This window comes from Pseudoxanthomonas sp. GW835-FHT14C01 (genome assembly GCF_058793715.1).
In genome coordinates, this window is the sequence record NZ_JBXAGB010000001.1 from 288356 (window position 1) to 311373 (window position 23018).

Annotated in this window: 20 protein-coding genes; 9 read left to right on the forward strand and 11 right to left on the reverse strand. The window is 67.9% G+C overall.

The features are described 5' to 3' along the window. Nucleotides 1-3 precede the first annotated feature (3 nt). The 6 genes from AC1Q5B_RS01330 to AC1Q5B_RS01355 form a co-directional block, all read right to left on the reverse strand. Nucleotides 4-561, reverse strand: coding sequence for a cytochrome b (locus tag AC1Q5B_RS01330; RefSeq protein WP_492629942.1), 558 nt, complete (start codon nt 559-561; stop codon nt 4-6). A 58-nt stretch (nt 562-619) separates the two neighbouring features. Next, a complete protein-coding gene (locus AC1Q5B_RS01335) occupies nt 620-1342 on the reverse strand; it encodes a hypothetical protein (protein ID WP_492629943.1) in 723 nt (240 codons plus the stop codon). Nucleotides 1343-1389: 47 nt separating this feature from the next. Continuing rightward, a complete protein-coding gene (locus AC1Q5B_RS01340) occupies nt 1390-2664 on the reverse strand; it encodes a hydroxymethylglutaryl-CoA reductase, degradative (RefSeq protein ID WP_492629944.1) in 1275 nt (424 codons plus the stop codon). A gap of 23 nt (nt 2665-2687) precedes the next feature. Further along, nucleotides 2688-3452 (reverse strand): enoyl-CoA hydratase/isomerase family protein, encoded by a 765-nt coding sequence (locus AC1Q5B_RS01345; RefSeq protein WP_492629945.1) that lies wholly within the window; start codon nt 3450-3452, stop codon nt 2688-2690. Next, on the reverse strand, nt 3452-4696 hold the full coding sequence (locus tag AC1Q5B_RS01350; protein WP_492629946.1) for a CaiB/BaiF CoA transferase family protein: 1245 nt from the start codon (nt 4694-4696) through the stop codon (nt 3452-3454). The genes AC1Q5B_RS01345 and AC1Q5B_RS01350 overlap by 1 nt, the downstream gene beginning before the upstream one ends. Nucleotides 4697-4911: 215 nt before the next feature. Then, complete coding sequence (locus AC1Q5B_RS01355; RefSeq protein WP_492629947.1) at nt 4912-5403, reverse strand: Lrp/AsnC family transcriptional regulator; 492 nt, start codon at nt 5401-5403, stop codon at nt 4912-4914. A gap of 538 nt (nt 5404-5941) precedes the next feature. Here AC1Q5B_RS01355 and AC1Q5B_RS01360 point away from each other — a divergent pair. Beyond that, the gene (locus AC1Q5B_RS01360; RefSeq protein WP_492629948.1) at nt 5942-7042 is read left to right on the forward strand and encodes a helix-turn-helix transcriptional regulator; all 1101 of its coding nucleotides are present in this window, start codon (nt 5942-5944) and stop codon (nt 7040-7042) included. A 65-nt stretch (nt 7043-7107) separates the two neighbouring features. Continuing rightward, nucleotides 7108-8421, forward strand: a complete 1314-nt coding sequence (locus tag AC1Q5B_RS01365; protein WP_492629949.1) for an alpha/beta hydrolase — start codon at nt 7108-7110, stop codon at nt 8419-8421. A gap of 55 nt (nt 8422-8476) precedes the next feature. Here AC1Q5B_RS01365 and AC1Q5B_RS01370 read toward each other — a convergent pair whose 3' ends face one another. Continuing rightward, on the reverse strand, nt 8477-9031 hold the full coding sequence (locus tag AC1Q5B_RS01370; RefSeq protein ID WP_492629950.1) for a hypothetical protein: 555 nt from the start codon (nt 9029-9031) through the stop codon (nt 8477-8479). A gap of 1 nt (nt 9032) precedes the next feature. Continuing rightward, complete coding sequence (locus tag AC1Q5B_RS01375; protein WP_492629951.1) at nt 9033-11174, reverse strand: TonB-dependent siderophore receptor; 2142 nt, start codon at nt 11172-11174, stop codon at nt 9033-9035. A 17-nt stretch (nt 11175-11191) separates the two neighbouring features. Here AC1Q5B_RS01375 and AC1Q5B_RS01380 point away from each other — a divergent pair, with 17 nt between their 5' ends. Beyond that, entirely contained in the window at nt 11192-11380 is a 189-nt protein-coding gene (locus AC1Q5B_RS01380; protein ID WP_492629952.1) for a hypothetical protein, read from the forward strand. A gap of 137 nt (nt 11381-11517) precedes the next feature. Here AC1Q5B_RS01380 and AC1Q5B_RS01385 read toward each other — a convergent pair whose 3' ends face one another. Beyond that, nucleotides 11518-12831, reverse strand: a complete 1314-nt coding sequence (locus AC1Q5B_RS01385; RefSeq protein WP_492629953.1) for a spinster family MFS transporter — start codon at nt 12829-12831, stop codon at nt 11518-11520. Then, nucleotides 12828-13997 carry an acetylornithine deacetylase gene (argE, locus tag AC1Q5B_RS01390; RefSeq protein WP_492629954.1) on the reverse strand — a complete coding sequence of 390 codons (1170 nt, stop codon included), beginning with the start codon at nt 13995-13997 and terminating at the stop codon, nt 12828-12830. Before argE ends, AC1Q5B_RS01385 begins: the two co-directional genes overlap by 4 nt. A 207-nt stretch (nt 13998-14204) precedes the next feature. Between argE and AC1Q5B_RS01395 the strand changes: the two genes are divergently transcribed. From AC1Q5B_RS01395 to AC1Q5B_RS01415, 5 genes are all read left to right on the forward strand, one after another. Next, nucleotides 14205-14939 carry a TorF family putative porin gene (locus AC1Q5B_RS01395; protein ID WP_492629955.1) on the forward strand — a complete coding sequence of 245 codons (735 nt, stop codon included), beginning with the start codon at nt 14205-14207 and terminating at the stop codon, nt 14937-14939. Between the two features lie 73 nt (nt 14940-15012). Continuing rightward, entirely contained in the window at nt 15013-15906 is an 894-nt protein-coding gene (locus tag AC1Q5B_RS01400; RefSeq protein ID WP_492629956.1) for an alpha/beta hydrolase, read from the forward strand. A 192-nt stretch (nt 15907-16098) separates the two neighbouring features. Then, entirely contained in the window at nt 16099-17568 is a 1470-nt protein-coding gene (locus AC1Q5B_RS01405; RefSeq protein ID WP_492629957.1) for an APC family permease, read from the forward strand. 28 nt (nt 17569-17596) lie between these two features. Continuing rightward, nucleotides 17597-19045: an amidase family protein gene (locus tag AC1Q5B_RS01410; protein WP_492629958.1), complete on the forward strand. Its 1449-nt coding sequence runs from the start codon at nt 17597-17599 to the stop codon at nt 19043-19045. Between the two features lie 29 nt (nt 19046-19074). Then, complete coding sequence (locus AC1Q5B_RS01415; protein ID WP_492629959.1) at nt 19075-20742, forward strand: alpha/beta hydrolase fold domain-containing protein; 1668 nt, start codon at nt 19075-19077, stop codon at nt 20740-20742. A 214-nt stretch (nt 20743-20956) separates the two neighbouring features. On the opposite strand, the gene AC1Q5B_RS01420 is transcribed toward AC1Q5B_RS01415, so the two are convergent. Continuing rightward, a complete protein-coding gene (locus AC1Q5B_RS01420; RefSeq protein ID WP_492629960.1) occupies nt 20957-21778 on the reverse strand; it encodes an aminoglycoside phosphotransferase family protein in 822 nt (273 codons plus the stop codon). A gap of 250 nt (nt 21779-22028) precedes the next feature. Here AC1Q5B_RS01420 and AC1Q5B_RS01425 point away from each other — a divergent pair, with 250 nt between their 5' ends. Then, nucleotides 22029-23018 (forward strand): AraC family transcriptional regulator, encoded by a 990-nt coding sequence (locus AC1Q5B_RS01425; protein WP_492629961.1) that lies wholly within the window; start codon nt 22029-22031, stop codon nt 23016-23018.

The following is a 23018-nucleotide window of genomic DNA, read 5'->3' on the forward strand; positions in this document are numbered from 1 at the left end:
CGGCTAAGGAGTGCCGCGCGAACCGGGGGCAAGCATGCGCCGCAGGGTGTTGTCCTTCCACAGGTAGTGGTGCGCCAACGCCGCCAGGGCGTGCAGGCCGATCAGCCAGTAGCCGACGGTACCCGCGGTTTCGTGGAGCTTGTGTACCTTCAGTGCGAACGGCATGTCCGGTCCGGTCAGCGGCGGCACCTGCAGGCCGAAGAAGGGAATGGGTTCGTCGGCTGCGCTCAGGATCAGCCAGCCCGCGAGCGGCATGCCGATCATGAACACGTACAGCACTCCGTGCATCGCGATGGACGCCACGTGCTGCCAGGCCGGCGGTGGCGGCACGATCGGTGGACGCCGCGTCAGCGCACGCAGTAGCAGGCGCAGCCACACCAGAAAGAAGATGGACAGGCCGAACATGAAGTGCAGGTCTTTCATGGCTGCGCGCGCGTCGCTGCCTTTCTCGAACACGGTGCGCAGCTCGATGGAGGCGTACACGATGACGAACAGCGTCAGCATGGCCCAATGGAGGATGATGGACCCGCGGTGGTAACCCTGGCTTGAGATGGTGCTCATGGCTCGGTTTTCCTGTGGAGTGAGGCGTGCCCAGGCACGCGTTCGATGTTTGACGGACTCAGTCGAACCGGTACTCGATGCCGAACCGGAACGAGGTCTGGCGTTCGCCCGCCGCATGGCGCCAGCTCCTGCCGACGCGGCCGGACACTTCCCATTGGTGGTGCGGCGTCCAGCTCACGCCGAGGTTGCCGCGCTGGAGGGTGCTCGCCGCGTCATCCGCGACCTGCTCGTGCATCGCTTCGGCGCCGAGCGTCAGCGTCCGCGTCAGCGGCCGTTCGTACACCACGCCCACGCTCCAGGCGGTTTCGTTCGAACGTATCGTCCTCGACCAGGCGGCCTGGCCTGTCCAGCGCCCCGGTCCCACCGTGCGACTGAACCGGACGGGCACTTCGAGCACGGCTTCGTCGTCGCTCAGGCCCGCATCGCGATCGCCCGTGGGCAGGCTCACTCCAGGTTCGATGGCGATGCCTATCGCGCTATCCGATGCCTCCTGCAATGCCCACTTGAAGGCGATCTCCAGGTCGTGCGCGCCATGACGGCGCTGTCCCCTGCCGAAGGCGGAGATGCCGTAACCACTGCCCAGCGACAGTTCGAAACGCTCGCCGAATCCCCAGGTCAGTCCGACTGCAGGGTGCGTGCGCGACACCTGGTCCCCGCTGCGGACCCGCACCGATTCCACCTCCAGCGACCAGCCATCCTCGGTATCCGTGTCGCCCACTTCGAAGGGTCCGGCGAACGCGGTGCCGCAGGCGGTCGAAGCGGACAGGAGCGCCACGGCCATGGCATGGCCGCGCCGCGCATCGGGTTCCGGCAGGCGATGCACGACGCCTACGCCTTGCCCGCACGGAGCTCGGCGAGCAGCTGCTGCGCACGATCCAGGCGCACGTGGCCGTCGGCCACCAGGCGCCCGGCCAGCGCGGCGATCTCGCCCTCGCTCGCGCCCGCGGCGGCGGCCACGTTGCGGGCATGCAGCGACATGTGGCCGCGCTGGATGCCCTCGGTGGCCAGCGCGCGCAGGGCCGCCATGTTCTGCGCCAGTCCGACGGCGGCGGTGATTTCGGCCAGCTGCACGGCGCTCTTGACCGCCAGCAGCTTCACCGACGCCTGCGCGACCGGATGCGTCTTCGTCGCGCCGCCGACCAACCCCAACGCAAGCGGCAGCTCGATGCTGCCGACGAGATGGCCGTCGGCATCTTTCTCGTAGTGGGACAGCGAGGTATAGCGACCATCGCGGCAGGCGTGGCAGTGCGCGCCGGCTTCGATCGCGCGGGTGTCGTTGCCCGTCGCCAGCACCACGGCGGAAATGCCGTTCATGATGCCCTTGTTGTGGGTCGCGGCGCGGTAAGGATCGGCCGCCGCGAACCGGTATGCGTTGACGATGCCGTCGACCACGTCCGGTCCGCCGAGCTTGCCGGCGTCGAACACCGCGCGTGCGCGGACCAGGCGCAGGTCCGCCTTGTTCGACAGGATACGCAGCAGGCTGCGCCCGCGCGCGATCGCCGCGATCCGCGGCGCCAGCGCCTCGGCCATCGTGTTCACCGCATTGGCGCCCATCGCGTCGCGCACATCGACATGCAGGTGCACGATCAGGGAACGGAAATCGGCCGACGTCACCAGCCGCACGTCGATGTCGCGCGCACCGCCGCCGAGCTGCACCAGCAGCGGGTCCTGCTCGTTGGCCAGCGCGATCAGTTCGTCGCGCGCTTCCAGCAGGCGCAGGCGCGCGCCATGCGGATCCGCCACGTCGAGCACCTGTACCTGCGCGATCATCACCGGCGCGGTGCCGGAGGTGTGGAAGCCGCCGTGTTCGCGCGCGACCAGCGCCGCGTTGCTCGCGGCCGCGACGACCGAGGCCTCCTCGGTCGCCATCGGCACCAGGTAGTCGACGCCGTTGACCTGGAAATTGGCGGCGATGCCCAACGGGATCGCGATGGTGCCCACCGCGTTCTCGATCATGCGGTCGGCGATGGCGGCCATCGCGGCATCCGTGGACTGCAGCGGGCGCAGATGTTCGGCGGGCAGGCCACTGAATTCGACGAGCTTCTGGAAACGGCTTTCCGGGTCGAGCTTGTAGAAGCCCGGGATACGGCTGCTAGCGGTCATGGCAATCCTGTAAGCGTAGGTAGTCAATCGAAAACCGGGGTCTGCTTCTTCGCGAAAGCCGCCAGCCCTTTGCGGGCATCGGCGCTGGTGAAGGCGCGCTGGCCCAACCGCGCCTCTTCGGCGAACGCGTCGGCTTCGGTCATGTCGACGAGGCGATGGACCGACTCCTTGATCACGGCCAGCGCGCCCGGGCTCATGGCCTTGAGCCGCTCGGCGAGCGCGAGCGTCTGCGGCATCAGTTCGGCGGGCGGCACGACGCGGTTGATCAGCCCCTTCGCCAGCAGCTCATGCGCGGTGAAGCCATTGGCCGTCAGCAGCAGCTCCATCGCATGCGCGTAGGGAATCTGCCTGACCAGGCGAACCAGCGTGCCGCCGGCAGGCACGATGCCCAGCGACGGCTCCGGCAGCGCGAACTTGGCGGTCTCGGACGCGATGCGGATGTCCGTGCCCAGCATGATCTCGAAGCCACCGCCCAGGCACAGGCCGTTGATCGCGCACAGGACCGGCTTGTAGAGCCGCAGGTTCTTCAGGTGCGCGTCGTCCCACTGGGAAATGTCGAAGTGGTCTTCCATCAGCGCCGGGATCGACTCGCCCAGGTCCGCGCCCACGCAGAACGCGCGCGTACCGCTGGCGGTCAGGATCACCACGCGCACGCGCGCATCGTCGCGCGCGGCGATGAACGCATCCCCCAGCTCGCGGTACATCGCGAGCGTCAATGCATTGAGCTTGTCCGGCCGGTCGAAGCGGATCATCGCGATGCCGTCGGATACGTCGTAGGCGATGCTCATCACACGGCTCCCGTCTTCTTGAGTTCATCCAGTGCGTCGGCATCGAGTCCGAGCAGTTCCGCATACACCTGGTGGTTGTGCTGGCCCAGCGCCGGCGCGTGTCCGCGCGGATCGGCGGGGGTGGCGGACAACTTGATGGGCGTTCCGAACATGCCCACCTTGCCGGCCGCGTACGCGACGTCAACGATCATGTCGCGCGCGGCGATATGCGGATCCTCGACGACTTCCCTGATGTTCTTCACCGCGCACAGCGGGATGTCATCGCCCGCGATCGTTTCGAGCTCGTGCTTGGTGCGGTCCCGGAACCAGGCCTCGACGACCGGCTTGACGCGCCGCTCATACACCCCCAGGTCGAAGCGCTTGGCCATGGTGTCGATCTCCGGATCGGCGACCAGCTCCGGCGTGCCGAACTTCCGGCACGACAGCGCCCACAGCTTGTCGTTGTAGCCGCCGAAGAACACATGGCCGTCCTTGCAAGGGAACTGCCCGTACGGCCGCACGAAGGGGTGGTCGTTGCCGAGCGGACCGGCGATGTCGCCGTCGACGGTGTACTTCACCACCGCGTTTTCGGTCAGCGCCAGCACCGCGTCCTGCTGCGAGACATCGACCATCTGGCCCTGCCCCGTGCGTTCGGCCTCGCGTACGGCGGCGAGTACGCCGATCGTGGCGAACAGCGTGGCCGACACATCCCCCACGATCGTGCCGACGCGTACCGGCGCACGGTCCGGAAATCCGTTCATCGACCACAGGCCGCCCGTGGCCTGGCCACTGTTGTCGAAGCCGGGCTTGAGCGCGTTCGGGCCGGTCTGTCCGAAACCGCTGATCGACGCGTACACCAGCTTCGGGTTCTCGGCGCGCAACGTCTCGTAGCCCACACCGAAGCGCTGCATCGTGCCCGGGCGGAAGTTTTCGACCAGGACATCCGCACGGGCCACCAGCTGCTTCAGCAGCGCGCGTCCGGCGTCATGCTTCAGGTTCAGCGTGATGCCTTCCTTGTGCCGGTTGTACTGGGCGAAGAAAGCGCTGAAGCGTGCATCGCCCTCGCCCACAAACGGCGGGAAGTCACGGACGTAGTCCGGATCCTCGGGATGTTCGATCTTGATGACCCGGGCACCGAGGTCGGCAAGGATCATCGAACAATAGGGGCCGGCCACCACGCGCGTGATGTCGAGTACCAGCAGCCCCTCCAGCGGGCCACGTCGGCGTGGCGCGACGGGCGCGCCGTCGGATTCGGGTGTATTCATCGTGATCCCCTCCCAAGGAAACAGTCGGTCGTCGTGCGCAGATAGTCACGGCAACCGCGGCGACAGGATCGGGGGCCGGAAGCGACATCGATCCGGCAGGACGTGCGGACGCGCCGCATCCCCGCGCACACGCGATGCGCGTGTCCACAGCGGTTCATTACGGATGTGGCGCTCGACGGAGCCTGCGCCCCGCGCGTCGGCGAGGACCGTCGGCGCTAGCGCGAGCCGCCGTTCTGCGTCAGCGGATAGCCCGCGAAGGGCTTCATGTCTTCCATCAGGAAGTTGGAGACGATCTTTTCCACCCCGAAGTCGCGCCCGGTCATCTCGCGCATGATGCGTTTCCAGTCGTGGATGTCGCTGACCACGACCCGCAGCAGGTAGTCGTAGTGCCCGCTGACCCGCAGCGACTCCACGATCTCCGGCGTGTTGCTGGCCCAGGTGTCGAAATCCCTGAACCGGCCCACCGAGTGTCGATCGAACGACAGCTGCGCGATCACGATCGTCGCCGCGCGGATCCGGTCGATGGCCACATGCGCGCGATAGCCGGTGATCAGGCCCCGTTCCTCCAGGTCGCGGACCCGGCGCAGGCAGGCGCTGGGCGACAGGGCCACCTGGTCGGCCAGATCGCGGTTCTTGATCTGGGCGTCCTCCTGCAGGGCCTGCAGGATCCTGAGGTCGATCCGGTCGAGTGAATCCTTGTGGGACATGTCCTGCACCAAGCGCTGCGCCTCCGCTGAGTGTCGCCGCTGCCTCCACGGGGGACAACACGCCCGGCAGCGCGCGGTGCTGTCCGGCCCTGCGCGACGGGTGTGGCGTATTCGCGGCCCGAACCGTCCCACGCGCGCGTTTGCACCCGCCGCGACGCTGCGTTGTTGCGCAGGGCTGCGTCGATCCCTTTTCAAAACAGTGACATAGCATGTCGGTCCGCCCTCGGAAGGTCACTGGACAGCGCGGGAGCGCGGGCTTTTGATGGAGGGAAGGAGCACGGGGGTGGTCGCCAACAGCTGACGTGTCGATGGAGAGTCGTTTGAGGTTAGCGCCGGGGTTTCGCGGCGGAATTGCCGAACAGTGCGGCGACTTAACCGAAACGGCTCACCGGCGGCACGGGCGAAGGGTTCGCCCGCCACGTCGCTCCGCCGCACGTCGCGGCAGGCATCGATCAGGGACATCGCTGCCATGGACACAGCCGCCATAAGCCCGTCGCAGGCAGAAGCCCGCCGACGGACAGCCACGGGAGACACCTTGATGATCCTCGACGACCGCACCATCGAAGAAATGCTCATCTGCGCGGGCCGTCCCACCGACGCGGCCGACTGGCGCAGCCAGGACGTCCACGAGGGCTGGCGTGAGCCGCTCGTGTCGGGGCATGGCTTCCGGCACCGCTACGACGAATCGGTCGGCGACGGCGGCTGGGTGTTCCACCAGCTCAATGACGCGCTGTCGATGGCCATCGTCGACTTCCGCGCCGCCCGCGAGCTGTCGCGCCAGCATCGCCACGACGATCACCTGGTCTTCTGTGCGTGGATCGAAGGGCGCAGCACGATCTCCGCGGGCAGCGACCTCGCCGGCGAGGATCTCGCCCACGGCTTCTGCACGTTCTACGGACTGCCAAGCGGCGAGGCCGTGCGTACCGTCTACGAACCCAACCGTCCCCTGCGCTGGGTGTCGATCTTCCTGCGGCGCGACCGCATCAAGGATGTGCTCGGACTCGATGCGCAGGCGCTGCCGCCGATCTTCCGCGACTACATCGTCGACCGTGTCCCCACCGGCCTGCGGCACGTACCGCTGGGCAACGTGGCCAGCGTCGCCGCCACGCAGGCGTTCGAGTGTCCCTACGAAGGCGAACTGCGGCGCCTGTACCTGACCGCCAAGGCGATGGAAATCGTCTGCGCAGCAATCCAGTCGTACGCGGAGGCCGACGACGCCGACGGCCCGGTGCTGCGGCGCGCCGACATCGAGAAGATCAGGCTGGCCAAGCAGGTCATCGAGGAGAACCTCGACGAGCCGCTGAGCGTCTCCGAACTTGCCGCCGTGGTCGGCATGACGATCAAGAAGCTGCAGTACGGGTTCCAGGCGCTGTACCGCGGCAGCGTGGGCCAGGTCTACAAGCAGGTGCGGCTGTCGCGGGCGATGGTTCTTGTGAGCAAGAGCGACAAGCCGATGATCGACATCGCGATGGAATGCGGCTACGAATGTCCCGGCAGCTTCACCCGCGCATTCAAGCTGGCCTTCGGCACCTGTCCCACGGACGTCCGCACCACGTCCATCCGGGGCGCCCTGGCGGAGCGCCTGCGCGACGCCGGCGACGCGACGGCGATGCCCGGCCGGGAAACCCGGGTCAACTGACCGGATCGATCGACCGCTATCGTGCCCTCTTCGCCCTTCCCGTCCCACGTCACCCAGGAAGCTGCATGCCCCTGAAGCGCTCCGTCTTGGCGATCGCCATCGCCACCCTGGCCGGCATGGCCGACGCGTCCACGCTGCCGGCGCCGGATGGCGAGTACGCCGTCGGCGTGCTGCGGACCGAGTTCGTCGATCCTGCGCGGACGCTGGACGCGACGGAGGCGGCAAGCGGTCCGCGCCGGCTTCCCGCCGTCGTCTGGTATCCCGCCGACGCGGGCAGCGGCGCCAGGGACAGCGCGTATCTCGCGCCCGACATCGCCGCGACCACGCTGCCTGCCATCGCACGCAACTTCCGCTACGCGGACGGTGAGCTGCAGGCCGTGGCCGACGCACGCATCGCCGTGCGGCCGGACGCGCGCCCGGCGAAGGCATCGCGCCGATTCCCCATCGTTGTCTACAGCCATGGCCTGTTCCTGTATCCGGAACAGAACAGCGCACTCGCCGCACGTCTGGCCAGCCACGGCTACATCGTCATCTCCATCGCGCACCCGGGCGATGCTACCGACGTACGCTTGCAGGACGGCACGCTGGTCGCGACCAAGTTCGGCGGTCCGCCGGACGATCCGCGCTTCGCGGACGCGTGGAAGGTGATCGCGGGCGGCACCGGCCTGGCCGTCCGGCGCGGCGCGCTGGCGACCTATGCCGACGCCTTCCCGGCCACGCGTATCGGCCGCTCGTTCGCGCAGTGGCGCGACGACACACTCGCAGTGGCGGACGCCGTCGCCGGCCGCAGGGAGCCGGAGGCGTTGCGCACGGTACTGGCGACGGCGGACCGCTCGCGCCTGGCATTCGCCGGCATGTCGTTCGGCGGTGCGACGTCCGCGACGACCTGCTATCGGGTTGCCGCGTGCCGCGCGGCGATCAACCTGGATGGGCAGAACTTCGATCCCGCGCTTTTCAACGGCGCCGTCGGCCGACCGCTGCTGCTGATGCTGAGCGATTGGCCGCGCTACGGCCTGCTCGAAGGCCAGCCGCGGGAAGCGGACTTCAGTCCCAACGATCTCGCCTACGAGCCATGGAGAGAGGCGGGCAGGGACGACGACGTGGTACGCGTGCGCCTGGAAGGCATCCGCCACCTGGGCTTCACCGACTTGGTCGCGCTGCTCGACGGACCGAAGCGGAACGAACGCGCGGGCGACATCGACGGCGGTGAAGCGCTGTCGGCCACCAGCGACGTCGTTCTTGCGTTCCTCGACGTCCATCTGCGCGATGGCGATGCCGCCGACCTCGAACGCACGATCGAACGCCACCCGGCGCTGAAGCGCCACGTCCCCACGCGCATGCAGCGCTGGGCCACCGCGAAGGATCAGGCGAAGGAGTAACGATCGTGGCAGGTGAGCGCGGCTGCGGCTTCGCTCGCCGCGGCCATTCGTGAACCTATTCCTTGTCGCGCGGAACGAACGTGGTGTGGGCGATCTTCCACACCCCTTCCTGCTTGACCAGCATGACCGCGACGATGAGGGGAATCTTCGGCGCACCGAGCTTCGCGACAGCCTCCGGCGGCAGCGACGCGGGCACGATGCGCGTCGGCACCGAGTCGAAGGTCACCAGCGCGCTGTCGCCATTCCATACCTGCGCATCGACATCGTGCAGCTCGAACGCGTAACGCACGCCGGGGAACGCGACGGCGAACGCATCCTGCTCGGCCTGCTGCCGAAGCATGCCCTCGCGGTTGTTGCCGTGCGCGCGTCCGCCCGGATACACCATGCTGCGCTCGTCCAGCATCAGCCGTCCCTGCGCGATCAGGTCGCCCCTCTGCTCGTATTCCATGTACTCGCTGATGCGCGCGAGCACGTCCTCGCGGTCGCCGGCCTGTGCATCGCCGGCGCCGAGCAGGAGGATGAGCGCGGCCAGGGCCGGGAAGCCCGGGCCGCGCCGCGGACGCCGTATCGTCGGCGGTGCGTCGACCGGAACGCGACGTCCGCGCGCCATGTCAGAAGCGCCAGTCCAGGCTGACCGCGTACTGCCGCGGGGCGCCGTAGTAACTGACCGAATACAGGCTCTGGATGTACTTCTTGTCGGTCATGTTGTTGACGTTGGCGCGCAGGGTCAGGTCGGGCGTGATGTCCCACGCCATGAAGGCGTTGAGGATGGCGTACCCGTCCTGCCGTACGCGGGCGTACTTGACGTAATCCTCATAGTTGACGATCTCGCTCTGCCAGCGGCCACCGACACCGAAGGACAGCGCGGGCACGTTCTGCAGACGCGTGCTCAGCATCAGGTTCGCGGTACGGCGGGGCACCCAGCCGTAGGTCGGACCGGTCTGGTCCGGATCGGCCGCGGGCAGCGGCGGTCCGCCCTCCAGGCTCAGGTGCGTGTAGCCGAACAGCAGGCTGGTGTTCTCGCTCAGCTTGCCGGTGACTTCGAACTCGAAGCCCCTGGATTCCACATCGTCCGGCCGGGAGTAGCCGTACGCGTAGCCTTCCATGAAGCGGGTCGCCACGTAGGTGGCAAGCCCGTCCTGCTTGGCGGTGAACCAGGCCAGCGTGGTCAGCAGGCGCTTGTCGAACCACTCGGCCTTGACGCCCACCTCGTAGTTGGTGCCCTTGCTGGGCTCGATGTACACCCGGTCGTAGTCGACCGCATCCTGCGGCTGGTAGATGTAGGAGTAGTTGGCGTAGCCGGTGACGCGGTCGGTGAAGTCGAACGTCACGCCCGCGTACGGTGCGAAGTTGCGGTCGGTCTTGTCCGAGTTGGCGCCAGCGTTGTCGGTGCTGTCGCGCTGGTACTCGGCCCAGTTGAACCCGAGGATGGTCTTGAAGCGATCCGTGAGCTGCAGCCGCGTCGCGCCGAACACCCGGGTCAGTCGCTGGTCGAGGGTGGTGTAGACGGTCTTCTCGCCCCAGACCGGTTCGGGAATCACGTCGCCCCCGAACGGGAAGCCCGGCAGGGCGCCGAACTGCGGACCGGTGGTGTCGGTCGGGTTGTACCAGTCGATGCCTTCGCTGCGTCCGGTGCTGACACCGAACATCGCCTCGTGCTCGCGGCCGAACAGGTCGAAGCGGCCGTTGAGGGTCACGTCCCAGATGTCCGCCTTGGTCTCGTACGGGCTCTTGTAGGCCCAGCCGTACAGTCCTTCGTGGGTGACCGGATCCAGGCCCGCATAGGAATAGGCCATGAAGATCTTGGCGTCGTGCTCGTAGCTGCGATGGTTGTACGAGGCGCGCAATTGCCAGGTCTCGCCCAGGCGGTGCGTGTACTCGATGAAGCCGGCCTCGGTGGTCGAATTCCAGTACGTCCAGTCCTGCGTCGGCGACGCGCTGCGGTCCCACTCGATCTGGTTGCCGTTGGTATCGAGGAAGCTCAGCGCACCCCACATGTTGTTGCTGGTATCGGCCTTCTGCCAGGAATAGCCGAACGCCAGCGCGCCGTTCTCGCCGATCTGGCCGTCCACCACGCCGTAGAAGTAGCTGCGCTCGCTCTCGAAGTCACGCAGGTAGGAGTCGCTTTCCTCGCGTGCCGCGACGACGCGGCCGGCCCAGCTGCCGTTCTCGGTGAAGGGCGTCGAGTAGTCGGCGTGCAGGCGGCGACGGTTCTCGGAGCCGACCGTGATGCCCACTTCGCCTTGCGCCTCGTTCGTGGGGCGCTTGCGTACGTAGTTGATCGTGCCCGAGGCGTTGCCCACACCGGTCAACAGGCCGTTGGCGCCGCGGATCACCTCGAGCTTCTCGAAGCCGTAGGCATCCATCGCGTTGGTCACCACGCCCCAGCCGTTGGGTAGGCCGACGCCATCGATCTGCGTGTTCTTGATCTCGAAGCCGCGCGAGAGGAACTGCGTCGAATTGGTCGACGTCTGTTCGACCTGGATGCCGGTGGCGAGGCGCAGCGCATCGTTGAGGCTGTCGGCGCCGAACTCGTCCATCTGTTCCTTGGAGACGATGCTGATCGACTGCGGCGTCTCCTTGATGTCCAGATCGAGATTGGTGGCGCCGTTGCTCACGCGGTTGGCGCGCTGGCCGATCACCAGCACCTTGTCCAGATCGGTCGCTTCCGGCGAAGAGGGGGCATCGGTGGTCTGGGCCTGCGCGCTGAGCGCGGCCATCAGACCGAGGGTCAGCAGGGAAAGGGAGGGCAAGCCTACGGAGCGTTGACATGGCGTGGTCATGGAATTTCCTGGGCGAACTGGCGGGCTGGCGTGGCGGGAAGTTGGGACGCGACAACGGCGAGGAGTACGGTTCCGGACGCAGGCAGGGACGTCGCCTCCGTTCGATGTCGCGGCATTCCATTCGAGTACTGCAGGTGCTCGTCGCGAATCTGGGCGTACGCCGTGATCGCGGCTGAAACAATCAAGCCGGCATGCGGGTGCTTGCGTGCCGTGCGCCGCCGAGATCCCCTCTGGTGGCGCGGGTCGACCTGTCTGCTTCAGGTTGAACTTGACGCAGCCCGCGCCGGGCCGCTTGGCGGATCAGTGCGCGCCCTTAGCCAATCGATGCCGACGCCCGTGCGACCGACTCGCGCGCCGCGATATCGCCGCGCAGATGGCGCGCGGCCATGAAGAACCCGAACACCGAGACGGCCGAACCGATCATCGCGGCCAGCAGGGCGTAACGCAGCGAGTCTTCGCCGAGCGCCGGCTTCCACAGGTCGCTGGCGATGCCAACGAACTGCGGCCCCAGGCCGAGGCCCACGATGTTGTCGATCAGGATCAGCGTCGCAACCGCGGTCGCGCGACTGCGCACCGGCACGAGCCGCTGGATGATGGTGATGGTGGGGCCGACGAAGGCCGCCGTCAGGGAAAGCGGGACCACCGCCGCGGCCAGCGCGACGCCCGTGTCCTGCGCAAGGAAGCAGATCGGCGCCAGCGGCAGCGGCGCCAGCGCGGCGATGGCCGGCACGTACGAATACCAGCGCTGGTCCCTGCGCCCGAAGCGGTCGGCGAAATGGCCGGCGGCATAGGTGGCGAGGCCGCCGCAAGCGCCCATGATCAACGCCATGGTGATGCCGATGTCGGCGGTCGACATCGCATGGCTACGCGCGAGGAACGACGGAAAGAAGCTGCCCAGCGCGTAGGACGTGAAGCAGGTGGAACAGGCGCCGAGTGCCGTGTAACGGAACGCACGGCTCTGCCACAGCTGCCGCAGCACGGCCCAGAGCGGCGGCGCTTCTTCCTGCACGGCGGTCGCATCGTGCGCGCCGCGGCGGGGGTCGCGCACCGTGGTCAGCAGCACCACGGTCAGCAGCAGACCCGGCAGGCCCGCCGTGATGAACGCGACGCGCCACCCCCACGTCTGCGCGATCACGCCGCCGGCGGCGAACGCCACCAGTACGCCGAGGTTGGCGCCGGTGGCGTAGATGGCCTGCGCACGGCCGCGCCGTTCAGGCGGAAACAGGTCGGTGATCATCGTCTGCGACGCAGGACCGGTACCGGCCTCGCCGATGCCGGTCAGCACGCGCGCGATCGCGAGCTGCCAGTACTGCACCACCAGCCCGCAGGCGATCGTCATCGCCGAGAACAGCGCCAGCGACGCGGCGATCAGCTTGCGGCGGTTGACCCGATCGGCCAGCAGCGCGAGAGGCAGGCCCATGGTGGCGTAGAAGAACGCGAACGTCGGGCCGACCAGCAGGCCCAGGAACGTGTCGGACAGATCGAATTCCGCCTTCACCTGCGGCAGCAGGATCGACAGGATCTGCCGGTCGATGAAGTTCACCAGATAGATCGACGTGAGCACGCCGAGGATCCAGTGGCGGCTGCCGACGCCACGCTCCGGCACGTCGTCGCGATCGCCGCTCATGCGCTCATCGCCTCGACCAGGCGGTCCATGAAGGCTTCGCCGGCGGCCAGCTGGTCGACCGCGATGTACTCGTCGGGCTGGTGCGCCTGCGCGATCCAGCCGGGTCCGCAGATCACCGTGGGCAGGCCGGCGCGTTCGAACAGGCCCGCCTCCGACACGTAGGACGCGACCTCGCGCACCGGCGTGCCTGTCAGCCGCGACACCCGTTCCACGGCAGGACCGTTGCCGGCGCCCGTGAGCGGCGGCACGTCGGACAGGATCTCGGTGGCGATGCCGCAATCTGCGAAACGGGCACGGATATCCTCGTCCAAGTCGCGCACCAGCGCAGCCACCTCGTCGAAGACCGCCCGCGTCTCCGCCGGCGAAGCCGAACGGATGTCCCAGATGAAAGCGCACTCGCGCGCCAGGATGTTCGGCGCGGTGCCGCCGTGGACGGTGCCGATGGTGACGGTGGCATGCGGCGGCTCGAAGCCGCTCGCGGGATCCGGGCGCGCCGCCAACCGCTCGGCGATGTCGACGATGCGCGCCATCAGCCGCGTCGCGACCATGTTCGCGCTGACCCCGAGGTGGGTCTGGCTGGAATGCGCCTCGTGGCCCAGCACCGTGGTGCGCAATCCCATGATGCCCTTGTGCCGTTCGACGATACGCATGCCGGTGGGCTCGCCGACGACGACCAGCGCCGGCCGCGGCACGTTCGCCAGCAACGCTTCGATCAGCGAGGGCGCACCGAGCAGGCCGACCTCCTCGTCGTACGACAGCGCGAAATGCACCGGACGCTTCAGGTCGGCGGCGAGCATCGCCGGCACGCGGGAAAGTCCGGTGGCGATGAAGCCCTTCATGTCCGCACTGCCGCGGCCATGCAGGCGCCCGTCGCGTTCGGTCAGCGTCCACGGATCGCTGCTCCAGGCCTGGCCATCGACCGGCACCACGTCGGTGTGCCCCGACAGCACCACGCCACCCGCCACGTCCGGCCCGATCGAGAACAGCAGGTTCGCCTTGCCGCCGTGGCCGGGGATGCGCTTCGACGGGACGCCGAGCTGTACCAGCCATGTCTCGACCGCCTCGATCAGGGCGAGGTTCGAGTTCCGCGACGTGGTGTCGAACGCCACCAGCCGTGCCAACCAATCGCGCGCGCTGATCGCGTCGATGAAACCTTGAAGTGCCAAGCGTTGCCCTGCCATCGGGGAGGATGCACCCGAGCCTAGCCGCGCGAACCTGCGGCGAACGGGCCGATCAGAGCAGCAACTTAGCCGAAACAGGCATGCGCGCGGTAGATCATGTCGCGTCAGGGGCGGTCATGCGCCGACCTTTCCGGCGAAGCCGACCTCCGGTTTGGTCAAGAAGCGCCCCGCGCTGCATCCTACGCTGGCCCCATGACACCCGCCCTCGCACGTGCCTACTCTGCCATCGTCCTGCTGGTCGCCTGGGCTCCGGCCCTGGCCGCAGAGGGCGCCGATGACCGCGCCTGGCGCTGGGCCAATGGCGCCGCGGTGTCCACCGAGACCGTCTGGCGCGGACAGTCGTTGACCGCGGGCAAACCGGCGGTGATCGGCGAACTCAAGCTCGACCACCGCAGCGGCGCGTATGTCGGCGTCTGGGCCGGCAATATCGACCTCGGGCCGGGCACCGATACGAACGTGGAGTTCGACTACTTCGCCGGCTGGGCCAGGAAGACCGGCAAGGCCTACGTCAACGCAGGCTATCTGTACCGGCAGCGGCCATCGGACACGATGGATCTCGATTTCGAGGAGGTCACGGTATCGGCGTCGTACGACTTTGGCCCCGTCGTCGTCGGTGCGAGCGGCGCTTATGCCTGGGACTACTTCCAAGGCGGCAGCTCGCTCTACACCTCGGCCAACCTGCGCGTTCCGCTGGGCAAACCGCGCGGCATCCCGGTATCGGCCATCCTGACGGTGGGCGAGTACGACTTCAGCCACCGCGCGATCGGCGACTACCGCAACGCCGACCTGCGCCTGGCCGCCAGGCACCGGAACTGGTACTACTCGATCGGTTACGGCGACACCGACATCGACCCCGAGACCTCCGGTCTGCTGACGCGCCACGAGAGCGGCGGCCGCTGGCGGGCGCAGGCGCTGGTGATGTTCTGAGCCGGCATCGCGCTCCACCCCCGTTCCCTGCTTCAATGTCCTTGCCCGGGCCACGATGACTTCGGAGACGCGCATGACGATCAAGACACTGGCCTGCACCGCCATCGCGCTTCTCGCGGCGGTGGCCGGTCCTTGCGCGCTCGCCTCCGACCCCGCGCCGCCCGCCTCCCCCGCGCCGCGCTACGCGATGCCGGCCACCGAAACCTGGGACATCACTTCGGCCGGCGGCGAGGTCTACCGCATCTTCGTATCGAAGCCCGCGGACGACAAGGATGCCCCCGAGGACGGTTATCCGGTCCTGTACGTGCTCGATGGCAATGCCTATTTCGGCTCGTTCGCGCAGGCGCGCTGGGTGTCCGAGTACCTGCCGATCGGCAAGGCGATCGTCGTCGGCGTGGGCTATCCCGGCGACGACGCCTGGGACGTGCGCCGCCTCAACGACTTCACCGCCGCCCTGCTGGACCCCCCACCGCGCCAGTGGCGCGCGCTGGCGCAGTACAAGAGCGGCGCGCGCAAGCAGTTCCTCGATTTCATGACCGGCCCGCTGCGCAGCGAGATCGCGCGCCGCTACAGGACCGATCCCGACCGCCACTCGCTGTTCGGGCATTCCCTGGGCGGCCTTTTCGCCCTGTACGCCCTGTACGAACGCCCGCAGGCATTCCACTCCATCGTCGCGGCCAGTCCGTCGATGGAATGGAACGGACAGGGCATCCTCGCCGACGAGCGCGCGTTCACCGCGCGCGTGCAGGCGGGCAAGGTCGGCGCAAGCAGCCGGTTGATGGTGATCGTCGGCGACCGCGACACCGACGACGATCCCGAGCCCGCACGCGCCCTGGTCGACCGCCTGGACCGCCTGTCCGGCCACGGCATGCGCGTCCGCCTGCTGCGCTATCCGGACGAGATCCACGTCACCGTGCCGGCGCGGTCGGTGACCGACGTGATGCGCTTCGCGTTCGAGATCCGCTGACGCGTCACCGGCAACGCGCCCGGCGGCCGCGTTCTGCCAAGTCCGGGAGCGGGATGGCGAAGCGCCCTGCGCCCCCGGTGGCGAGCATGAAACCGCCATGATCGGTTTCCCGCACCCCCACGACGCTCGTCCCCCTCCGCATGGCGGACGGCCACGGCGTGACCCGCGCACGATGCCGATGGAGACCCACTGATGGCGAACACCGCACCTCCCGCGACCCCGGGCCTGAAGGCCGGCCTGGGCTGGGGCTCCCTGCTGATCCTGGGTGTCGCGCAGATCCTCGGCGCCGGCGTCTACGTGCTCATCGGCACTGCGGCGTCGCTGTACGCCGGACCGGCGGTGACGATCTCGTTCCTGATCGCGGGCCTCGCCTGCCTGCTCGTGGGTCTGTGCTACGCGGAGCTCGCGTCGAGCGTGCCCGAGTCGGGGTCGGCCTACAGCTACTGCAAGCTCACGCTCGGCATCGGCCCGGCCTGGGCGCTGGGCTGGCTGCTGTTCCTGGAGTTCAGTGTCGCCGCGTCGCTGCTCGCCGTCGGCTTCTCCGGCTATCTGGGCAGTCTGCTGTCGGACATCGGCATCGTCCTGCCGCAGGCGATCTCGACACCGGCCATCCAGTGGCTGCACCACGCCGACGGCCCATCGCTGGCCGTGAGTGGCCATGCCAACCTGGTGGCCGCCGCCGCCGCCCTGGGCGCAGGCGGCATCATCGCGCTCGGCACCTCGCGTTCGTCGCTGGCCAACACCGTGCTGGTGGTGGTGAAGGTGCTGGTGCTGGTCAGCTTCATCGTCATCGGCGCGAGCGCGGTGGAGCCGACCCACTGGTCGCCGTTCCTGCCCGCCAACGAAGGCGGCTTCACCTATGGCTGGGAAGGCGTGGCGCGCGCGGCGGCGCTGCTGTTCTTCGCCTTCCTCGGTTTCGAGACGGTGTCCACCGCGGCTGCCGAAACGCGCAATCCGCAACGCGACGTGCCGATCGGCATCCTCGGATCGCTGGCGGTGTGCGCGACGCTGTACGTGCTGGCCGCGATCGTACTGACCGGGCTGGTGCCGTTCCGCGACCTCGACGTGCCCGATCCGATCGCGCTCGCCGTCGACCGCATCGGCTGGCCGCAGTTCGCGACCGTCATCAAGATCGGCGCGCTGGCGGGCCTGGCCTCGGTGCTGCTCGCCAACGCCTTCGGCCACTCGCGCGTCTGCTACGCGATGGCGCGCGACGGCCTGCTGCCGGACCTGTTCCGCCGGCTGCATCCGACCCGCAACAGTTTGTGGATCGCGAACCTGCTGCTGGCGGCGCTCGCCGCGATCAATGCCGCGCTTCTGCCGATCTCGCTGATGGCCGATCTGATTTCGTTCGGCGTGTCCTTCATGTTCGCGATGGTGGCGATCTGCCTGATCCGCATCCGCAGCACGCAGCCGGAAAAGCTCGGGCGTTTCCGCGTCCCGCTGGGCGGCGTGTGGATCCGCGGCACCTGGTATGGCGTCGTGCCGGTATGCGCCATCGTGATGAGTTTCGCGATGACGCTGCCGGTAGCGATCGACATCGTGCAGCAGGCGCTCGGTGGCGACCTGCTGCCGATCGTCCTCCTGGCCAGCTATGCCGCCATCGGCGCCCTGCTCTACCGCTTCTACGGCCGCGCGCGCGCGCTGCGGCACGCCGACTGACCCTCCGACTCCCGACGAATCGCACCGCATGTCCGACACCCGCCTCACCGACCAGGATGCCCTTGCACTCGGCCGCCTCGACGCGCATGACCAGGCCGCCCTGGTGCACGCCGGCGAACTCGGTGCCGCCGACCTCGTTGAGGCCGCGATCCGTCGCATCGAACGGCTGGACGGCACGCTGCAGTCAGTGAGCCATGCCGCGTTCGAACAGGCGCGCCGCGAAGCCGCCGCGCTTGACCGCGTGGCGAGCGAAGGGGCGACGCGCACGGCGATGGCCGGCGTGCCGTGGCTGGCGAAGGATTCGCTCGATCATCCCGGCATGCCGACGCGCGCGGGTTCGCGCAGCCGCGGCGATGCGCCGGTGGCGCGCGGCCATGCGTATGTCGACCGTCTGATCGCACAAGGCCTGGTCGCGGTCGGCAAGTCGGCGATGCCGGAGTTCGGCCTGCTCGCCTCCACCGAACCGCTGTCGGGGCCGACGACGCGCAACCCCTGGTCGCTCGCGCACTCGCCCGGCGGCTCCAGCGGCGGTGCCGCGGCCGCCGTGGCGGCCGGACTCGTACCGCTCGCACAGGGCAGCGATGGCGGTGGCTCGATCCGCCTGCCGTCGTCCTGTTGCGGCATCGTCGGCCTGAAGCCGGGGCGCGACACCACCGTGCGCGTGCGCGGCCGCCATCTGGTCGAGGACTTGCTGGTGGCCGACAGCCTGCACGCACGCAGCGTGCGCGACGTCGCCTGGGGCTTCGCCGCCACGCATCCGCAGCCGGCGCACGCCATGGTGCGGTCGGCGTCGCCACGGCGTCTGCGGATCGCCGTCGTCGAGCGCGGCCTGCGCGGCACGTCACCGGATCGGGATGTCCGCGATGCGCTCGTGCGCACTGCGTCGCTGTGCGTCAGCCTTGGCCACGCGGTCGAATTCGTCGGCTGGCCACTCGATGGCGACGCGTTCATGACGGCGTTCGAGGACCTGTGGTCGCACCTCGCTGCCGATGCCGTCGATGCCGCCATGCCGACACTGGGCGGACGCCGCCTCGAAGACGCGGTCGAGCCATGGACGCTCGGACTCGCCGAACGCGCACGACGCCTGCCGACCAGCGCGCTCGAAGCCGCGTACCGGCAGATCGCCACGCTGCCGCACCAGCTGTCGACGTTCTTCACGCGCTACGACGTGGTGCTGTCCCCGGTCACCAACACGCCGCCACCGCCGCTCGGCACCTTCGCGCCCACCGTCCCGATGGACGTGCTGGCGCGGTCGATGTTCGCATGGATCGACTACACGCCCCTGCAGAACATGGCCGGCACCCCGGCGATCTCGCTGCCGCTGTCGCACGGCGTCGGCGGCTTGCCGATCGGCAGCATGTTCGCCGCCGACCGCGGGCAGGAAGACACCTTGCTGGCGCTGGCCTACGAACTCGAAGCCGCCGCGCCGTGGGCCGATCGCTGGCCCGCGCATTCGGTCGCCCACGACCTCGGCTGACCATCTCCCTACCCTTCGAACCCCACACCATGTCCAATTCTTCGCTGTTCCAGGCCACCTCTCCCGGCGACATCGCCGACCTCGTCGCCGCGCAACCGCTCGCGTGGATCGTGTCCGGCACGACCGGCGCGCTGTCGGCCACGCCGCTGCCGGTGCAGCTGGAATGCGACGAAGAAGGCCGGCCGCAGCGCCTGCTCGGCCACTTCGCCCGCAGCAATCCGCAATGGCGGGCCTTCCCCGACGATCCGCGCGCCACGGTGTTGCTGATCGGACCCCACGGCTACGTGTCGCCCTCCTGGTTCGCCGACCGCACGCGCGCGCCGACGTGGAACTACACGACGGCCGTGTTCGAGGTGGACATCGAACTGCGCGATACCGGCGACGATGCCGAACGCCTGCTGCAGGGCCTGGTCGCCGACATGGAGGAAGGCCGTCCCGGCGCGTGGCGGATCGAGGAGATGGGCGAACGCTACCCCGGCCTGCGCAAGGGCGTCGTCGGCTTCCACGCCCACATCCGCGACGTGCGCGCCACCTTCAAGCTGGGGCAGGACGAGCGCGACGACGTCTTCGGCGACATCCTGCGCGGCCTCTGGAACACGCGACAGCATGAGTTGGCGACGTGGATGCAGCGCTTCGACAACGGCCGCGGGGCGGACGCGATCGCGTCGATCACGCCGCGCGCGAAGCCGCTCGATCCCGAGATCGCCCACTTCATCGACAGCGTCATTGCCGAGGGTCGCCGTATCACCGCCGGCAGGACGCTGGACTGGCCCGCCAAGCGCGAGATCGTCGAACAGGTGCGCAAGCCCTGGTGCGAAGGCGGCCCGGTGCCAGCGCGCATCGAGGAAGTCCACGCCGAGACCCGCCACGGTCCCGTGCGCCTGCGGATCTACGATCCTGCGCCCGGCACGTCCAAGCCCACGCTCGCCTTCCTGCATGGCGGCGGCTGGGCGATGTTCAGCCTGGACACGCACGACCGCGTGATGCGCGAGCTGGCGGCGCGTGCCGGTGTCGCCGTGGTCGGCATCGACTATGCGCTCTCACCGGAAGTGCGGTATCCGGTCGCGCTGGAACAGGTGATCGACGTGGTGCGCTGGCTGCGCGCGCACGGCCCCGGGCACGGACTCGATGGCCAACGGATCGCGCTGGGTGGTGACTCCGCGGGCGGCAACCTCAGCACCGGCGCCGTCCTGCAGTTGCGCGACATCGGCGAAGGCGACCGGGTCTCCGCCGTGCTCAGCTACTACGCCGGCTTCACGCCGGACTGCTCGCCGCACTCGCGCCGGCGCTACGGCACCGATGAAGACATGCTGACGGCGAAGGAAGTCGACACGTTCTGGAACTACTACATCTCCACGCCCGACGACCGCAACACGCCGTATACGCACGGCTTGCTGGGCGAACTCGAAGGACTGCCGCCGTACTTCATCGGCGTGGGCGAGTGCGATGTCCTGAGCGAGCAGAACCTCGCGATGGCCGGCAAGCTGCTCGCCGCCGGCGTGAGCGTGGACGTGAAGCTCTACCGTGGCGCGCCGCACAGCTTCATCGAAGCGGTGGCGGTGTCGTCTGTCGCGCGGCAGGCGCTGGAGGACGGCGCGGTGTTCCTGAAACGTGTCTTCGGCCTCGAACCCGCGTCCACCACGGCGCGAGCGAAAGACCAAGCACCTGCCGAGGCGAGCGCCGTGTCGGCGAGCTAGACAACAGCCCTGCATCGCACGGCCCTATCCACAGCTCACCGTCCGGCGGGCTATCCCCTTGATATGACGCGATCTTAGGACGGCCAGGTCCGGCTAACGAGCCGATGTACCACCGGACCACACCGTGTGCGGAGCGTGCGCTCCGGCGGATGTCTGCTTCGGGGCCGAAGCGGGCAACTCGGCTTAAGCCTTTCGCAGTGATGTTGTAGGCGCTTCAACCCAAGGCTTGCTGGGCGAGGCGGGCGACAGCCAGTTCCCGATCGGCCATCTCGCGCTCATCGTCCTCGAGAAACCAGGCGGCCGACAAGGCTGCATGAGCCATTATCCATTTGAGCAGTCGAGAGCATTCCAGGCTCGCCGCATTGGCGACAATCTCGACCTGTCTCGCAAAACGTGCAGGCTCGACGCAGCTTTCCAGATCGGGATTGCATAGAACGTTGACATAGTCGTAGTAGCGCTCGCCAATAACCCGCTTCGGATCGATAGCCAGCCAGCCACGGCCAGCGAAATCCAGGATGTTACGGTGGTGTGCGTCGCCATGCAGAACGACGATCTCGCTCTGAGACGCTAGCAACGCCTCAGCGATGACGGCGCATTCGGCCATCAGCCCGCCTTCGCGACGAGCCATGGGGGCCAAGGCATCGAAGAAGCGGCTCAGCGGCAAAAGATCTTCGGGCACCGACGATGGCCGTGGCGCATGAAGGAGATTGACGGTGCGACAAACGATCCTGGACGCCTGGTCGTCCGCACCCTCCCGCGCCATCTTCAGAAGATCGCCCGATCCCGTCGCACGTTCCATCAGCAGCACACCAGCATCTTCGTCGTGGGCATAGACGCGTGCGGCGCCTTTACCACCCCACCACGCCATCACCCGGCCACCGATTCGTTCGTCGATATGCCGGGCGATCTTGATCATGCCCGGGCGACCGCTGAGGTCAACCGGCAACAGAAACCCCGAATAAGTCTCGAAAGGCTTTCCTGTCGGAACCGCTCGCCATCTTCGAAGGTATGCCTTGAACAAGGTGGGGTCGGACACTCGGCACAGGCATGGTTCTTAGGGGAAGCCGAGCATATCCCATGCCAGGATGCTCACAGGTCGATCACGACTGCGGTGTCAGCTAGCGGCCGGTCGAAAGCAGCCATCGGATCGAGGAGGCCGTCTCCGGTCAGAAGTAGCATTGGTTTGGCAGCGCACCACCTAAACAATCAACCCGGCTAAGTGGCATCCTCGGAATTTTGGCGCGATCGGATTTGTTGGGTGCATCTCACCTGCCTATAGTTTGCCCATGTCAGGCTCAGACACCTTCTCGATACCCCGAGGCATCCTCGAAAACGGTGACCTTCCGTTCGAAAGCTTGTTCCAGCGCGCAGGCGTCGAGCCATCGAACAAGTGGGTAACAAGCGATTTTTTCCGGATATGGGAGGCTGCCGAGGAAGAGTTTGATGATCGGTCCATCGGCCTTCGGTTCGGGGCCGACGGGATCCGGTCAGGCTATGGAGTTGCATCGCTCGTTGCGCTGCATGCGCCCGACTTTCGCGGAGCGCTGGGTGCCCTGTCACGGTATAAGCGGTTGACTTGCCCCGAACGCATCGAAATCGAGATCCGGGGGGACGAGGCAATGTTGCGGTACCGCTGGCTGCACGCTGCGGGCCAGGTTCCGCGCCTGCTTGTCGACATGACCATGGCTTCGCTGCGTGAGCTGGCAAGGCACGGAACCAGCTCGCGGGTCGCACCGGTCCGACTCGAACTATCACGCCCCCCTACGGATCGTGAACTTCTGCTTCGCCACTTCCACTGCCCTGTCGTCTTCGGCGCGATGTGTGACGCCATGGTCTTCGACCGGGCCGCGCTTGATGTTCCGTTCGTCACCGCCGACGAAGGTGCGTTCGCGCGGGTCCTGGAAGGACTGGAGCGAAGGATCGCGGCAGGAGAAGGCGACTATGCGCTGTTGTCCGAGCTGCGCGTGGCGATCGCACGACAGCTAAGCGAAGGGCGTCAGCCCAGCATCGCTGCGGTCGCCGGCCGGCTTCATATCAGTACACGCACGCTTCAGCGCCGCCTCGACGAGCACCAGACGAGCTTCCAACAGCAGCTTGCTGATGTGAGGCGAACGATCGCAAGCAGGCTCCTGGCCAACACCCAGCTCGACACGGTCGCCATCGCCATGCTGCTGGGCTTTGCGGAGCCCAATTCATTCGCGCGCGCATTCCGCGCCTGGGAACAGACGACTCCCGCGCGATGGCGCGAAGACTACGCCATCGCGCATCAATCCTGA